Origin of the sequence: Candidatus Liberibacter asiaticus, assembly GCF_000590865.3 — a bacterium.
Classification (GTDB): domain Bacteria; phylum Pseudomonadota; class Alphaproteobacteria; order Rhizobiales; family Rhizobiaceae; genus Liberibacter; species Liberibacter asiaticus.
In genome coordinates this window covers 69,730-86,385 of record NZ_CP010804.2, presented here as the reverse complement: position 1 = coordinate 86,385, position 16,656 = coordinate 69,730, and the positions used below count along the sequence as shown (strand labels likewise).

The following is a 16,656-nucleotide window of genomic DNA, read 5'->3' as shown; positions in this document are numbered from 1 at the left end:
GAGAAGGTAAGAGGTCTAGGGTGTATAAGGTATTCCGATTAAAAAGTAAATTGGGAAAGATAGAGAATCTATTGTTACGCCTTGATGTAGAAGAGAAAGGTAATATGCAGGCTATTTATATACCAGCGCATGTTTCTGGATATTACGTGCTATGGTCTTTCTCTCCCAAACAAAGAATTACAAGTAAAGATGTGCATTTTCAAGAATTGTCAATATTTGAATCATTTATTTTTTGGTTGAGGTCTTTTTTGGCTTTTTCAAAATATAGTAAGTTATCTTTTCCTAGTTGTCGTATCTTTTTCTATGGGTCTAGAAAAGAGCAAAAGGCTTTTCTTCGACTCAATCGTTTTATGTCTAATAGTAGAATGCCCTTTGATAGCGAAAAATTCTTGTATGTGAAGGAGTTATTTGAGGGATGGAATGATAGGCCCTCTTCCCCAAAAAAATCTGGGCTCACAATAAAGTCGAAAATAGCAATAGTTGTACATTGCTATTATCAAGATACGTGGATTGAAATTTCTCATATTTTATTGAGACTAAATTTCGATTTTGATCTGTTCGTTACTGTGGTAGAAGCCAACAAAGATTTTGAACAAGACGTTTTAAAATATTTTCCTTCAGCACAATTATATGTCATGGAAAACAAGGGGAGAGATGTTCGTCCTTTCTTGTATTTATTGGAATTAGGAGTTTTTGATCGTTATGATTATCTTTGTAAGATTCACGGGAAAAAATCTCAGAGGGAAGGCTATCATCCTATTGAAGGTATTATTTGGAGACGTTGGTTGTTTTTTGATCTTTTAGGATTTTCCGATATTGCTATTCGGATTATTAATACATTTGAACAGAATCCTTGCCTTGGTATGATTGGTTCTAGAAGATATAGGCGCTATAAAAGATGGTCTTTTTTTGCAAAAAGAAGTGAAGTATATCGGCGCGTTATAGATCTTGCTAAAAGAGCGGGTTTCCCTACTAAGAGACTTCATTTAGATTTTTTTAATGGAACCATGTTTTGGGTTAAGCCAAAGTGTTTAGAGCCCCTAAGAAATCTTCACCTTATAGGAGAATTTGAGGAAGAGCGCAATCTTAAAGATGGGGCATTAGAACATGCTGTCGAACGCTTTTTTGCCTGTTCTGTCCGGTATACGGAATTTTCTATAGAATCAGTTGATTGTGTTGCAGAATATGAGCGATTACTACACTAGTGGATTGACATATTATGATATAAACAAAAAGCGCTACTTGGCATCTTATTGGGGTAATTTAAAGAATCTTGTAGGGATTTTTCCCCAGCATCGACCGTGATTTCTCTCCTATGAACGTTTCTCTCGTTCCTTTTCTATGAATGAACGAATTTCTTGATATGTAGCTGACCAAACGTAGCCAACGATCCTATTTTCATTATTCTCGTTTATCACCATAAGCATCAAAGAATATTTATGCATACTTTATAGATAACTTTATATATTGGAATTCGTTCTTTATTCTCCAAAATAAAGGGGAATTTTCTCGGGACAATTCGATATTTTCATGATTATCAAATCCAACCCATTAATTCACGGCGGGTTATTTTTTCTAAAAGGTCTATGCTTAAATTGCTACTATTAAGACAGGGAACTTGTGTGAATTTTTCTCCACCGCCGTTGACAAAAATTTCCTTTGCCTCATGTGCAATTTCATAACTTGTTTCCAGACAATCCGAAGAGAATCCAGGAGTAATAATAGCTAGGCTTTTAATTCCATCATGTGCTAATTTTTCAACCGTTTTGTCTGTAGGAGGTTCAAGACATTTAATTCTTCCAAAACGTGACTGGAAACATATTTTAAAACGATCGTCTGGCCAAGATAGGAACTCCTTAAGAAGGCGTGCGGTTTTATGACAGTGACAACCATATGGATCTCCTTTCAAAAGATAAGAAACAGGCATCTGATGGAATGAAACTAGAAGCATTTCAGGAGTCCATTGAATAGATTCAAAATGCTCACGTATCGATTGAGCTAGTGCACTAATATAGTCTGAATCTTCATAGTAGGGCGGAACGGTTCTTAAACTTGGACTCCAACGCATGTGAATTAATTCTTGGAACACTTTATCCTGTGCAGTCCCAGTCGTAGCCGCTGAATATTGTGGATACAAAGGAAATATAAGGAGTCGATCGCAACCTTCCTCTCTAAGATTATTGATGATTTCCTTAACAGATGGCTTGCCGTATCGCATAGCCCAATCAACTACTATGGAGGAGATGCTTTCTAACCGTTTGGCTAGATTAGTGGCTTGATCACGCGTATGGGTTCGGAGTATACTTTCATTTTTTGCAGTATTCCAAATTTTAGCATAAGCATGTTTTATCTTGGAAGGGCGAAAGTTAAGGATGTATCCAAAGAGAATTGGTCGCCATTGCCAAGATGGCAACTCTACAACGCGCTTATCCAGAAGAAATTCTCTTAAATAACGACGGAGGGAAAAGAAATCATGACCGTCTGGCGTTCCGAGATTAACTAACAAAACACCAATTTTGCCAAATTTGACTTTAGGGTGATTCCGTGGAGCAAAGGAGGAAATGTTCATTGTATACCGTTAGATATGAGGTTCTATCTTCAAAAGACACAGTCGGTATCCTATCCCAAGATTTCTGCCATGTATATATAGGTGTATCAGTATGCAACAGATATATTTGAATCTATTGAAAAAGAGCAACGGAATATTGAATACAATCAGATCCTCCCTCTTAACCTATTTATAAAATATGATTGACGTAGAAGGGGTGGTAGGATCCTCAGGAATCTCAGCGACATCGTCCTGTGGTTTAGAGGAAGGCAATTCTGTTAGATGTGTGCGTCGCAAATAGAACTGTTTTTGATCTTTTGCAAGACAGTTGAGTTTATTTGAATCTAAGAACTGACATTGAATCTTTCCTGAAGTATTGCGAATTAAAGAGGTGAGCTTAATTTCTACGTCTTGATTAATTTTAACATGATAAGAGCCTGTTGCTAAAACGCTACTGGATCCATCTGTAGAGATGGTTTTGAATTTTCCATCTTTTTGAAAATACGATAAAATTCCATTATCATCTTCCCAATATCCTGTTATATCCATTGGTTCTGGCAATAACTCACTGCTATCAACAACGACTGACAAGGCACTACAAGAAACCACAGCTATGGCAGCAACGAGGGGAAAAAGGAACGATAAGGATAAAAAGCACCGAGCTTGCATTTTTACGGAGATCTCCTTAGACGAGTTGAGGTGTTTTTTTAATTTATCTCTGTAAATTAAGTATATGTATTTGACATCATTGGATACTCTGAATTTGGCTTAAATAAATTATATGATAACAAATCGCAATTACTCGGCAACGTATAATATTCTAATGAAAAATCACTTAAGGAATATCATAGAGAGTGGGGGGAATAACAAAAAGTTCACGTGTCCGCTAATATGAGTGATATGAACTATCATGATGCTAATGAGTAGGAAAGGGAGAAAAACTCTAAGCCACCATGCACATTGTTTGTTCATAAAAAAACATGTTATGATCGTGGCTACTATTACAAACACATCAACTGCTATCCAAAAATGCTGAATCATCCTCTTTAATGAGCTCCTTAGTGAAAGGTCATTCGTACACGGCGCATTCTAATCTTTCTTTGTAATAATGCAAATAATTTGTTGGAATATAATGTTGAAATAGTAATTCAGAAAACGCGGGTATTTTAGATTTTAATGAAAATGTTAATTATATGACGCTCATCTCCTTCTTAATTGTGGTTTATCTTTTACAAAAAGTATTGGAATCAGGTTCAGAGAATATCTACAAATCAATAAATGTTATATTTCAGAAATTCTATTGGTTCTAGACTCTTCATGAGATTGTCACTGATTCTAGAATACATAGCTTTACCGTGGATGTTATCATAAAAGGAATCGAGTGGAATATTGAAAGATATGGTATTGTGAAAAGAGTGGAGATATGATGAATATATCCAATTCATAATTTTATTTGTAAGGGTATAGTAATGAAAGTAGGCATTCGTCCACTTGTAGTTGGAAACTGGAAAATGCATGGATTGCGTTTATCTCTTGAAAGAATTCAGAAAATTGTTGAAGGTATAAGAAGGAATAGTTGTTGTATTGATGTTGCTATATGTCCACCGGCAACCTTAATATACGAATCTTCTCGTCTTTGTAAAACATCTTCGGTAATTATTGGGGCGCAGGATTGTCATATAGCTGAATATGGACCTTATACAGGTGATATTTCGGCAAATATGTTGGCAGATTGTGGGGCTAATTTCGTAATTTTAGGTCATTCCGAACGACGTATTGGTCATCGAGAGGACAGCTACGTTGTGCAATCTAAAGTAAAATCTGCTTGTAATGCAGGGTTATATCCCATAGTATGCATTGGGGAGACCGATGAGGAATATCGTTCTGGTAGAACCTTTGAAGTATTGCAAAAACAATTAGATTGTAGTTTGCCGAGTGAGTTTAAATCTTCGGTTCCCGTTATTGCCTATGAGCCTATATGGGCGATTGGTACGGGTCGTGTCCCTGCTGTTGTTGATCTTGAAAAGATTCACTCTTTTGTGCGTCGTATTTTATTGGATCGTTTTCCTGAAGAGGGGCAGAAGATGCGTATTCTATATGGTGGATCAGTGGATGTCGCGAATGCAGAAGATTTTTCGTTGATTGAAAATATAGATGGGTTATTAGTCGGTGGAGCGAGCCTTCAACATGAATTATTTTTAAAAATTGTTGAGATTGTTGAGCGCGTGTACGTTGATTCTTGTCTTGAAGATACGTCATTATAGATAGTATACATACTCTTTATTGGGAAACTTTATGAGTGGAACGTTTTAATGCAGATATTTCTTATGGTTGTGCATTTGATTGTGGTTGTTGGATTGGTATGTGTAATTTTAATCCAATCTTCTGATAGTAGTGCTTTTGGTTCTTCTTCTAACTTTACGTCAGTTCGCAGTACCGCACATTCACTAGGGCGTTTTACTGCAATTCTTGCATTTTTTTTCTTTGCAACTTCGATCGCTTTGGGCATGATCTCACGATATACCTCTACAAGGTACAAGGATAATATGCATCGGTCTTTAGTTGATTCTATAAAGGATCAGGGTAATGATAATTTTGGTGATGGTAGTTCACCTAAATTAGATTCAGTATCTGCGAAATCTTCTTCTTCTGTTGTTGCTGGGAAGCGTTCTTCTTCTCGTACAAAGTAGACGGATTTCGTGTGTTAATATATTTTGCGAAATATGCGTTTTCTTTATCCTAGCAAGATGGGATGATGAATATTTTAAGGAGTATTTGTGGTTAAGTATATTTTTATCACTGGTGGAGTAGTTTCTTCTTTGGGGAAAGGAGTGGCTGCAGCATCGCTAGGTGCATTGTTACAGGCACATAAATATAAAGTGAGAGTGCGTAAGCTTGATCCTTATCTTAATTCTGATCCTGGAACAATGAGTCCAGTACAACATGGTGAGGTTTTTGTCACAGATGATGGTGGAGAAGCGGATTTAGATTTTGGTCATTACGAACGTTTTATGGGAATTTCTACCGCTAAAGCAGACAATATTACTGCCGGACGTATTTATAAGAATGTGATAGATAGAGAGCGTCGAGGAGATTATCTCGGTACAACTGTACAAGTTATTCCTCATGTTACCAATGAAATAAAAGAGTTTATCACTCAAGGAAATGAAGACGCTGATTTTGTTATTTGTGAGATTGGTGGAACTATTGGTGATATTGAAGTCATGCCTTTTGTGGAAGCTATCCGGCAGTTTGGGAATGAATTTTCACATCGTGGTAGTAAAGCTTTATATATTCATTTAACTCTTATGCCATATATCAGGTCTTCTGGGGAGTTGAAAACAAAGCCCACGCAACATTCTGTTAAGGAACTGCAAGCTCTTGGTGTACATCCGGATATTTTATTAATACGTGCTGATCGGGATATTCCTGAGATGGAGCGTCGTAAGATTTCTTTATTTTGTAACGTTCCGATGTCGGCTGTGATTCCAGCGCTTGATGTTGATGATATTTATAAAGTTCCACTTTCATATCACCGTGAGGGAATAGATAGTGTCGTTTTAAATGCTTTTGGCATTGAAAATGTCTCACTTCCTCAAATAGATAATTGGCAGACTTTTTGTGATCGTACTTTATCGCTGAAGAATGAGGTGAAAGTTGCTATCGTTGGAAAATATATTCATCTTAAGGATGCTTATAGATCTTTAATAGAAGCGCTACGTCACAGCGGTGTCAGCAATTATACAAAGGTACAATTGTCATGGATTGATGCGGAAACATTAGAAAAAGAAGATCCTGTAAAGCACTTTTATGGCGTTCATGGAATTCTTGTTCCAGGAGGATTTGGTAAACGTGGTTCTGAGGGGAAAATTGCTGCTATAAAATTTGCTCGTGAGAATAAAATACCTTTTTTAGGTATTTGTTTTGGTATGCAAATGGCTGTTATAGAAGCTGCGCGTAATCTTGCAGGAATACCTAATGCTTGTTCCACTGAATTCTCTGAGGCAGGAGTACCAGTTATTGCGCTTATGAGTGAATGGATGAAAGGGGATCAGCAGGAAAAGCGTTTGCCCTCGGATGATTTAGGGGCAACAATGAGATTGGGGGCTTATGATGTTTCTTTGAAAGAAGAAACTTTAATTTCTAGAATCTATGGTCTTGATTTAATTCCAGAACGTCATCGGCACCGCTATGAAGTCAATGTGCGTTATAGGGAAAAATTAGAGGGTTGTGGTTTGAAATTTTCAGGATTTTCTGTAGATCATGCTCTTCCCGAAGTAGTGGAATATATAAATCATCCTTGGTTTATAGGAGTACAGTATCATCCTGAATTAAAGAGTAGACCGTTAGATCCGCATCCGCTTTTTGTTAGTTTTATCCAAGCTACTGTGTTATATAGCCAGTCTCTGTAAGTCTTCAGTAGTATTAAATTAAATCAATATTAATTAATTTATTATCAATAGTACTATGAGTGGTTTGAGACGCATTTTTTTCGTTTTATAGATGGCTATAGGGTGCAAAAAGGTAAAGTATGGTCATTGTGATTTGCACAGTATATCTTTATTATAATTGAAAAACGTTGATTAACATTGCCCGTTTACAGGGATTGCCCCTCAGTAAAATGAGGTATCGCTTTAAGAGATGAGGATGGCGGTTGTTATATTAACGCGATTGACATTTCGCGGTCGATAGCAACCTTTATATTATAGCAACGATTCCGAGATTAGATTCCCTGTTATGTCGATTGTGTTACTATTTTTACAGATGCTTAAGCATTCTCTATTTTCTTAGAGGAGGGGATTGTTTTCTTTATTAGGAAAATATAAAAATCGTACTAATCATCCCCCTTCAGACTGCTCTCTTCTACTTAGGCACATTTTTATACACAGTAGACGATGATTAATAGAGTAGCTTTGAAAGAGCCGTTCATGATCATAGTAATCAAATTATAATCATGTGGTACGCCCTAGGGGAATCGAACCCCTCTTTCCAGAATGAAAATCTGACGTCCTAACCGATAGACGAAGGGCGCATAACTCTCAATATCCTTCATAAGAAGAGAATCTGTCATACGGAACTCTTTGTATATTCAAAAAATAATAAAAATACAAGAATTCTCTCTTATTTTTCGATTATTTATATCTGTGTTGTATAAAAGATGAAAAAGTTTTCTGGGATATTTTTTATATCAGAAATATTTTAGATAATATTGATATTTTTCCACTATGGTCTTCACGTGTTATGAGATCCATTGTAAAATTCTTCACCGAAATAACATAAAAGCAATCTCATTACTTTGGATGTGTATATCTCAATACATAATTTTCATCCTCTGTATTTGGCATCTCCTTTTTTCTTTCTCGTCAGGTGTTGTCATAGATTCAAAAAGCTCAAGAAATGTTTTAACATCTTTTTGAGTGGGTAGAAGCAGTCCTTCGCTTTGAACTTGTGAGGAGGCGATCCTATTGAAATCAAAATGACGATTGGTGCGTTTATATTGAAAAAAGATGTAATAGGGACAGCGGATTTTATCATTATGCTTTTTGATCAATAGAGTCATTGTCGATTTCAAATATGGGAAAAGTATGACAATCGATGTAGAAAAAAACTCGCAACTCATGCTATGCGTTAGGAGTGCTCTATGGTTTTTATATGCACCGCTTTATGATGAACTGGCTCCTGTAATCCCGCATTGCTACAAGACGCACAGTGCATGGGATATCATGCCACGAGAACCAAGTGATGTACAGTATAGCCATACCTATGCACTTTTAGTTCTTATTGTCTACAGATAGCTATACTAGACTAGCCTATGAGGTTTTTCAAATTGAAGTTAGCACGTTCTCTGACGAGATAGGGTGATCCCACGTATTTGTGTGGATTCGTTATTGGTTTTTTGAAGAACATCAAGTAAATAAACGTTCCTAGAAGAACGTTGCCATTATTACTTGCCAGAAATCCTTCTTTATTGTTTGTCATATTCCTCGAAATTGGACAGAGAAGAAGGAAGAATTGCACGTTATTCAATAATGCAATTCCGAAGTTAATAAATCTATGCTTTATAAAAAATTTTTATTTACTCAATTGATAAGCCAGCGAAACGCTTTTTAAATCTTGATACTTGTCCTCCACGATCAGTAATCTTTTGTCTTCCACCAATCCAAGCAAAATGTGACAAAGGATCAATGTCCAGTTTCATAACAGCTCCTTCTTCTTTCCAAGTAGAGCGAGTTTGATATTGCGTTCCATCAGTCATGACTACTGTAATAAGGTGAGTTTCCGGATGAATATTTTTTTTCATGCTTTTCTCCTAGAATGAATGGTTGGAAATTGAATACAGATTACAGATGGTAAGAGTTTAAATAATATTGATATTCTTTATTTAACACAACACATATGATATGGACATGTTATATAACACAACGTAAAACCCAACGGTAGTAGTCTGTTTGATATAATATGGTAAATAAAATCACACATAAGAATCTCAACGAGAACATTTCGCTATTTAAGTTTCAAATATTGTATTTGAGACATTGCTGGTGGTTTCTAACAGGAGAGTTATGTGCAATCCTTCTTTATTCAGGCATTACTCTATTAATTCCTGTAATGACTTCGGTTCTTTTGGACAAAAGGGGTGTTTCTCCGTTAATGACTTCGGTTTTTTTGGACAAAAGGGATGTGTCTCTATATCTTTGGGGCATGTTCGTGTTGTTGCTTTTGGCTGTCGCAAGTTCCTTACGTTACTATTGTGCTACAATGCTTGGTGAGCGCATGATTTTATTTATGCAAAGAGATGTTATCGCAAAGATTATTAAATTATCTCCTTCTTTTTTTAATTCACGGGGTCATGGCGAAATTTTTTCTATTCTAGTGAAGGATACAGAGAGAATTAAAGCTATAATCGGAATCGGCATGTCAATTGTATTGCGCAGCTTGCTGATGGGTTTTGGTGCTATGTGTATGATGTTTGTCATTAGCATAAAGCTTTCTTTGATCGTAGTGTCTATTGTGACATTATTCCTTATGGTTATGATCAAATTTTCACGTAAAAAAACCAATACTCTCTATGCTGATGAAAAGAAGTTACTTAATATTTTTTCTGATATGATCAAGTCTGTGATGGTATTGCAATCTTTTAATGCAGGGAAAGAGGCGATACGACTCTATGACATACAATCTCAAAAGACATATAAAGGTTTTTTAAGGTCTGCACTCATTCGTACATGTATAGCATGTTTTGTTATTTTTTTCGTATCTTGTGGTATTTTTATCGTATTTTTAATAGGCGCTCATTATGTTGCTACCGCTGAGATGCCAAGAGGGAAATTAGCTGAATTCGTCGTTTATGCCTTTATTTTTTTTGCATCAATAAGGTCTTGTTTAGGATTTATTGGTGGAATATCACAAGCAATCGCTTCATTACGGCGATTGCGTGAGTTAATAGTATGCAAATTAGATATTTCGTCTCCAATCTCATCTAGGACATTTCCTTCTCCAGTATTAGGGAGTGTTTCTTTTCGCAGTGTTTCTTTTGTTTATCCTGGAAAATCAAAAAGATCTATTTTAAAAAATGTTAATTTTACAGTACAACCAGGAGAAACGATAGCATTGGTAGGGGATTCTGGTGCTGGGAAAACTAGTATTTTTTCTTTGATACTCCGTTTTTATGATCCTTGCTCAGGAAGTGTAGAAATAGAAGGGATAGATCTTCGGCTTCTATCATTGGAAGAAATTCGTAGGTTTATTGCGTGGGTTCCACAACACCCTATAATGATTGCTGCGTCCGTGTATGATAATATTGCGATAGGTTGCCCTCATGCAACCCGTAAGGAGATACAGAATGCAGCGATGCTTGCTCAGGCTCATGAATTTATCGGTTGTCTAGAGAACGGATATGATACAATTTTGGGGGATGGTGCGGTGCATTTATCGACAGGTCAAATCCAGCGTATTGCTATCGCACGTGCTATTCTGAAAGATTCCCCCATTTTATTATTAGATGAGATGGGATCAGCATTAGATATTGAAAATGAACAGAAAATATGGAAAGTATTACGTGAACAAAGAAGGGGGCGTACGACAATTTTTGCATCTCATCGGCTCTCCGCTATTCAGGATGCGGATATGGTTTTTGTATTGCATGATCAAGTGATCGTGGAAAAGGGAGTACACGAAGAACTTCTAAAAAAATCGGGTTTTTATGCTCATTATCACATCCTTGGTATGTCGCAATAGTATATAAACTATTTTTAAGATAAGGATGGATGTCCGTAAGTTCACTCTTTTAAAAGCAATTGGTTTTTCTGTGAGAAATGATATGAGAAACACTTGTTTTATTCGATATTTATTGTCCCTCTTTCGGGATAAGAAATAACTTCGCTATCTTTTCTTAGAATGATTTCCTTTCTAAAAGGATAACAGTTAGATGATTTGGATTATAGAAAGGAAATGAATATTGTGGATAAGAGTAAAGCGCTAGAAGCAGCACTATCACAAATACAACGTGTATATGGAAAAGGAGCCATAATGCAACTTGGCTCTCAAGGTAGTATCTTTGAGGGGATAGAGGTTGTTTCTAGTGGATCTTTAGGGTTAGATATTGCCTTGGGTATAGGTGGTTTCCCCAAAGGACGCATCGTTGAAATTTATGGACCAGAAAGTTCTGGAAAGACAACTTTAGCGCTTCATACAATTGCACAATCTCAAAAAACAGGAGGGACGTGTGCTTTTGTAGATGCAGAACATGCGTTAGATTCTATTTATGCGAGAAAACTGGGTGTTGATTTAAAGAATTTGCTTATTTCGCAACCAGATACAGGTGAGCAAGCATTGGAAATAACAGATATGTTGGTGCGATCGGGAGCAGTAGATATTATTGTTATAGATTCTGTTGCTGCCTTGACTCCGCGTGCTGAGATTGAAGGGGATATGGGTGAAAGTTTGCCAGGGATGCAAGCTCGGTTAATGAGTCAAGCGCTTCGTAAGTTAACATCATCAATTTCTCGTTCGAAATGTATTCTTGTTTTCATTAATCAAATGAGAATGAAGATAGGAGTTATGTTTGGATCTCCTGAAACTACTACTGGTGGGAATGCGCTGAAATTTTATTCTTCTGTTCGCTTGGATATTCGTCGTGTCGGCTCTATTAAAGACAAGGATTCGATTACTGGTAATCAAACACGGGTAAAAGTAGTTAAAAATAAAATGGCTTCTCCATTCAAACAAGTAGAATTTGATATTATGTATGGAGAGGGTATTTCTTTTTTTGGTGAGCTGATTGATCTAGGTGTCAAGGCATCTATCGTTGATAAATCAGGAGCTTGGTTTTCGTTTAAAGGACAACGTTTGGGTCAAGGGCGTGAAAATTCTAAAATATTCTTACGGGAAAATATTGAGATTGCCGAAAATATAGAGAGTTTATTACGTCAAAATGCCGGATTAGTTGCAGATAGCCTTTTGCAGGAACCTGCGATTAATACGAAAGATGATGCAGATAAAGATGATACTGATAATGTTGAATAAATAGATGTTTGATGTATCATGAGTTGAGTGCAGCCTGTGTATTACGTGTTTGTTGCACAATAGAAATTAAAGGCTATTACTATGAGCAATGTAAGTAGTATTCGGACGACATTTCTTGAATTTTTTCAAAAAAATGGACATGAACTTTTACCTTCGTCTTCACTCATTCCGTGTAATGATCCGACATTAATGTTTACAAATTCGGGTATGGTTCCATTTAAAAATATTTTTACAGGACAAGAGAAACCTGTATATCAAGCGGTGACGACAGTGCAAAAATGTGTCCGTGCTGGTGGTAAACATAATGATCTTGACAATGTTGGTCGTACTAATCGTCACCATACCTTTTTTGAAATGTTAGGAAACTTTTCTTTTGGTGGTTATTTTAAAGAAAGAGCTATTCAACTTGCTTGGGATCTGTTGACAAAGGAATTTGATCTTGATCAGCGTCGACTTTATATAACGGTTTATGATGAAGATGAAGAGGCCTTTAAGCTGTGGAAAAAGATTTCTGGTTTATCCGCAGATAAAATTATCCGTATCACTACTAACGATAATTTTTGGTCAATGGCAGAAACAGGTCCTTGTGGTCCCTGTTCAGAAATTTTCTTCGATCAAGGTGAGTGTATTCCAGGAGGATTACCAGGATCTTCTGAGGAAGGAGAACGTTATATTGAGATATGGAATCTCGTTTTCATGCAATTTGAACAGCAAAACAAGCAAGAACGTTTTATCTTACCTAAAATGTCCATAGATACTGGTATGGGATTGGAGCGGATGGCAACGGTTTTACAGGAGAAGACCAATAATTACGATATAGATCTTTTCAAACATCTTATTCAGGCTTCCGAACAGGTAACGGGGATGAAATATGAGGGCAATAATATAGTCAATCATCGTGTTATCGTGGATCATCTTCGATCATCTTCGTTCCTTATTGCAGATGGTATATTGCCCGCAAATGAAGGGCGCGGATATGTATTACGGCGTATTATGCGTCGTGCTATGTGCTATGCCCGATTACTAGGTTATACAGAGCCTCTTATGATGCATCTCTTGCCTGCTCTTTGTACGGAGATGGGAAGTGCATATCCTGAATTAATTCAAGCAAAATTGCTAATTGAAGAAACTCTCCGATCAGAGGATGAGCGATTTGGCAAGACATTGGATCGAGGGTTAGTTCTACTAGATGGAGTGTTGTCTCATCTTGGGAAAGATGAGATTTTAAATGGTGATGTTGCTTTTAAATTATATGATACCCATGGACTTCCTTTAGATATTATGCAGGACATTTTGTGTGCACGAGGTTTAGCAGGGATAGATATTATTTCTTTTAATCAGGCTTTAGAGGAACAAAGATCAAGAGCACGAGCGCATTCTTTGGGTTTAGGATCAGGGACAACAGAAAAAATTTGGTTTTCTCTCAAAGAAAAATATGGTGCTACTCAATTCATAGGATATGATCTGCTTCGTGGGTCTAAGTTTATGAAGGAAGATAGAAAAGTATTATGTCAAAAACCTCCTATAGATCTTACTAACGGTGTTTCATCTATAGTTAAGGCGATTGTACAGCAAGGTGAGATAGTAGAGGAAGCAGTTTCGGGACAAAAAGTCGAAGTAGTCTTTGATCAAACACCTTTTTATGCTGAAGCGGGCGGGCAATTAGGAGATACAGGTTGTGCTATAGGTGATGGAATTCGTCTTCAAATCACAGATGTACAAAAAAAAGCAGAAGGAATATTTGTTCATCATGCGATTGTTGAACGAGGTATACTACGAACAGAGATGTCGCTTGTCCTTACAATTGATTACCAAAATCGTCGTCAACTCAGTATTAACCACTCGGCAACGCACTTATTGCACCATGCGTTATCCACGATTCTTGGTTCCCATGTTTCTCAAAATGGATCATGTATTACTCCCGATGGACTGCGTTTTGACGTAACACATTCAAAACCAATTACTAGTGCAGAACTCAAATCTATTGAGGATAATGTCAATGATATTATTGCACAAAACCTTCCCGTTGTTACGAGAATCATGAATAGAGAAGATGCAATAGCATCTGGTGCTGCTGCTTTACTAGGGACAAAATATAATGATAGAGTCAGAGTTGTCTCTGTAGAATACGAAGATGGAGGAGTGCATTCTTCTGCATTATGTGGAGGAACGCATGTTTCTTCTACGGGAGAAATTATGCTTTTGTATATTGTGTCTGAAAGTTCGATTCGTGCTGGTATCCGTCGTATTGAGGCTATCACTGGACAAAGGGCACGTTCTCATCTTATGGGACAAGATGAAAAATTGAAATCACTTGCATCTTTTCTTAAGGTATCACAGGGCAATGTTGTCGGACGTGTAGAAGAAATATGGGAAGAATATCGTAAGTTGCAATTGATTCATGCTAAACGCAAGTTACAATTAAATGTTGAGGATTTATCTTGTCATAAGATTGCAGATGTTAATTTTATGAGCCACATTATTTCTGAAGTGGATTCTAAAGAGCTCAAAAGTGTAATGGATGCACTGCAAAAGAAAATCCAGTCTGGAATCATCATGCTTGTTGGCATTTCTAAAGAGAAAAAGGCTTCTGTTTTGATTGTAGTGACGGAAGATTTACTTGATCGTTTTAATGCTGTTGACCTTGCTCGTTTGTCTGCGAAGGTATTGGGAGGAGGTGGTGGTGGAGGACGCCCTCATATGGCTCAATCTGGTGGACCTAATGGTAATAAAGCAGATCAAGCTATTGCAGGGGTTGCATCTTTTCTGAAAAAGTAGAATAAGTGATATAAAAAAATAAAATTTTTCCATCGCTATGATTTATGCCATATGGAAATATCCATGGTTGCTAGACAGGGAAAAGACTATCGATGAGTGCCTTGGTTATCAAATATGGCTTGCAACAGTATAGATGTTCATTTTTTCAGAAAATCACCTAGCATGGATATGCCTTTAATTCCGTTAAGCATAGCTTATGTTTGTAATATCGTTGTCGTTTAGTCAATGAGGATAAATCATTTTTTCGGGTTTAACAATGAGGTCATATTCTGTGGCAGAGATAAGCCCACTAGCAATAGCTTCTTCTTTAAGAGTAGTGCTATTGTGATGAGCTTTTTTAGCAATCATACTTGCATTGTCATATCCTATTTTAGATGTCAGGGCAGTTACAAGCATTAAAGATCGGTTTAAAGAAAGCTGAATATTTTCTTTCCGTGCTTGGATACCTTCTATACAATTAATAGTGAATGAATCAATAGAATCGCTCAAAAGCTGTATAGATTGCAAAACGTTATAGGCAATCATTGGTTTATAGACATTAAGTTCAAAATGTCCTTGGCTATTGGCAAAAGTAATAGCGGCATGATTTCCAAAAATGTGCGCACACACTTGTGTTATTGCTTCGCACTGAGTCGGATTAACTTTTCCCGGCATAATGGAAGATCCAGGTTCATTTTCAGGCAGCATCAGTTCTCCTAATCCTGAACGTGGTCCAGACCCCAGAAAACGAATATCATTGGCTATTTTAAAGAGAGCTGTAGCAGAGGTATTAATCGCGCCATGACAAAAAGCAATAGCGTCATGGCAAGCCAGTGCTTCAAATTTATTAGGAGCCGTGATAAATGGCAACCCTGTAATGTCTCTTATATTTTGAGCAACTTTTTCGGCAAATCCTACGGGAGTATTAAGTCCAGTTCCAACAGCTGTTCCACCCTGAGCAAGCTCATAAAGACCATCAAGAGTCATTTCTATGCGTTTGATAGAGTTTTTGACTTGTGTGGCATATCCTGAAAATTCTTGACCTAGAGTTAAAGGAGTAGCATCTTGGGTATGAGTCCGTCCAATCTTTATAATATCCTGAAAATCACTGATTTTCTTTGTAAGGGCTACATGCAAATTGCGAAGAGTTGGTAGTAAACGATGGACTATGCGTTCTGCGCAAGCTATGTGTATTGCTGTTGGATAAGTATCATTTGAAGATTGGCATAAATTAACATGGTCATTAGGATGTACGGGACTCTTTGACCCCATAACTCCGCCGAGTATTTCTATTGCACGATTGGATATTACTTCGTTAACATTCATATTTGACTGTGTGCCGGATCCTGTTTGCCACACAACCAAAGGAAAATGATCGTCTAATTTTCCATTGATTACTTCTTCTGATGCTTTTACAATTGCTTCCCCAATTTTTGGATCAAGTTTGCCTAGTTCTATATTAACCCGTGCTGCTGCTTGTTTTATAATTCCGAGTGCACGTATGATAACAAGAGGTTGTTTTTCTTCTCCAATTTTGAAGTTTTCTAACGAACGCTGTGCTTGAGCTCCCCAGTAACGATCTTCTTGCACTTTCATGGTGCCGAAGCTATCTTGTTCATTGCGAGTGTTAGTCATCGTTTTTTCTTTCAATACTATGATATCTTTCTTGGAGAATATTGCTATAAACGCAAGAACATTATAAGTTTTTTATCAACTCAAACATAATGATCGCATTTTTTGTGAATGCATTCCATTTAAATTCTCTGATCCATGGAAAATCTTTATCTTTTTGTATAAACGTATATATTATTATTTTTTAAACTTAG

General features: G+C 36.8%; 12 protein-coding genes and 1 tRNA gene. 8 read left to right on the top strand and 5 right to left on the bottom strand.

What is annotated here, in order from left to right; all coding sequences use genetic code 11:
- The first annotated feature begins 20 nt into the window (after positions 1-20).
- Positions 21-1,205, top strand: coding sequence for a rhamnan synthesis F family protein (locus tag CD16_RS00380; RefSeq protein ID WP_012778421.1), 1,185 nt, complete (start codon positions 21-23; stop codon positions 1,203-1,205).
- A gap of 332 nt (positions 1,206-1,537) precedes the next feature.
- On the opposite strand, the gene hemH is transcribed toward CD16_RS00380, so the two are convergent.
- Positions 1,538-2,569, bottom strand: a complete 1,032-nt coding sequence (gene hemH, locus CD16_RS00375) for a ferrochelatase (RefSeq protein ID WP_012778420.1) — start codon at positions 2,567-2,569, stop codon at positions 1,538-1,540.
- 165 nt (positions 2,570-2,734) lie between these two features.
- Entirely contained in the window at positions 2,735-3,217 is a 483-nt protein-coding gene (locus tag CD16_RS00370; RefSeq protein ID WP_012778419.1) for an Omp10 family outer membrane lipoprotein, read from the bottom strand.
- An 800-nt stretch (positions 3,218-4,017) separates the two neighbouring features.
- Between CD16_RS00370 and tpiA the strand changes: the two genes are divergently transcribed.
- The 3 genes from tpiA to CD16_RS00355 all read left to right on the top strand — a co-directional run bounded on the left by tpiA (position 4,018) and on the right by CD16_RS00355 (position 6,960).
- A complete protein-coding gene (gene tpiA, locus CD16_RS00365) occupies positions 4,018-4,812 on the top strand; it encodes a triose-phosphate isomerase (RefSeq protein WP_012778417.1) in 795 nt (264 codons plus the stop codon).
- A gap of 48 nt (positions 4,813-4,860) precedes the next feature.
- Complete coding sequence (secG, locus tag CD16_RS00360) at positions 4,861-5,238, top strand: preprotein translocase subunit SecG (protein WP_012778416.1); 378 nt, start codon at positions 4,861-4,863, stop codon at positions 5,236-5,238.
- Between the two features lie 87 nt (positions 5,239-5,325).
- The gene (locus tag CD16_RS00355) at positions 5,326-6,960 is read left to right on the top strand and encodes a CTP synthase (RefSeq protein ID WP_012778415.1); all 1,635 of its coding nucleotides are present in this window, start codon (positions 5,326-5,328) and stop codon (positions 6,958-6,960) included.
- 545 nt (positions 6,961-7,505) lie between these two features.
- Here the strand turns inward: CD16_RS00355 and CD16_RS00350 are convergent.
- A tRNA-Glu gene (locus tag CD16_RS00350) sits at positions 7,506-7,580 on the bottom strand.
- A gap of 553 nt (positions 7,581-8,133) precedes the next feature.
- Between CD16_RS00350 and CD16_RS00345 the strand changes: the two genes are divergently transcribed.
- Positions 8,134-8,343 carry a hypothetical protein gene (locus CD16_RS00345; RefSeq protein WP_031935119.1) on the top strand — a complete coding sequence of 70 codons (210 nt, stop codon included), beginning with the start codon at positions 8,134-8,136 and terminating at the stop codon, positions 8,341-8,343.
- 281 nt (positions 8,344-8,624) lie between these two features.
- Here CD16_RS00345 and rpmE read toward each other — a convergent pair whose 3' ends face one another.
- Positions 8,625-8,849, bottom strand: coding sequence for a 50S ribosomal protein L31 (gene rpmE / locus CD16_RS00340; protein ID WP_012778414.1), 225 nt, complete (start codon positions 8,847-8,849; stop codon positions 8,625-8,627).
- Positions 8,850-9,070: 221 nt separating this feature from the next.
- On the opposite strand from rpmE, the gene CD16_RS00335 reads away from it, so the two are divergent.
- From CD16_RS00335 to alaS, 3 genes are all read left to right on the top strand, one after another.
- Positions 9,071-10,786 carry an ABC transporter ATP-binding protein gene (locus CD16_RS00335; RefSeq protein WP_236301213.1) on the top strand — a complete coding sequence of 572 codons (1,716 nt, stop codon included), beginning with the start codon at positions 9,071-9,073 and terminating at the stop codon, positions 10,784-10,786.
- 213 nt (positions 10,787-10,999) lie between these two features.
- On the top strand, positions 11,000-12,073 hold the full coding sequence (gene recA / locus CD16_RS00330; RefSeq protein WP_031935118.1) for a recombinase RecA: 1,074 nt from the start codon (positions 11,000-11,002) through the stop codon (positions 12,071-12,073).
- An 81-nt stretch (positions 12,074-12,154) separates the two neighbouring features.
- A complete protein-coding gene (alaS, locus tag CD16_RS00325; protein ID WP_012778411.1) occupies positions 12,155-14,851 on the top strand; it encodes an alanine--tRNA ligase in 2,697 nt (898 codons plus the stop codon).
- 222 nt (positions 14,852-15,073) lie between these two features.
- Here the strand turns inward: alaS and fumC are convergent, their stop codons facing one another.
- Positions 15,074-16,465 carry a class II fumarate hydratase gene (fumC, locus tag CD16_RS00320; protein WP_012778410.1) on the bottom strand — a complete coding sequence of 464 codons (1,392 nt, stop codon included), beginning with the start codon at positions 16,463-16,465 and terminating at the stop codon, positions 15,074-15,076.
- Between the last annotated feature and the right edge of the window lie 191 nt (positions 16,466-16,656).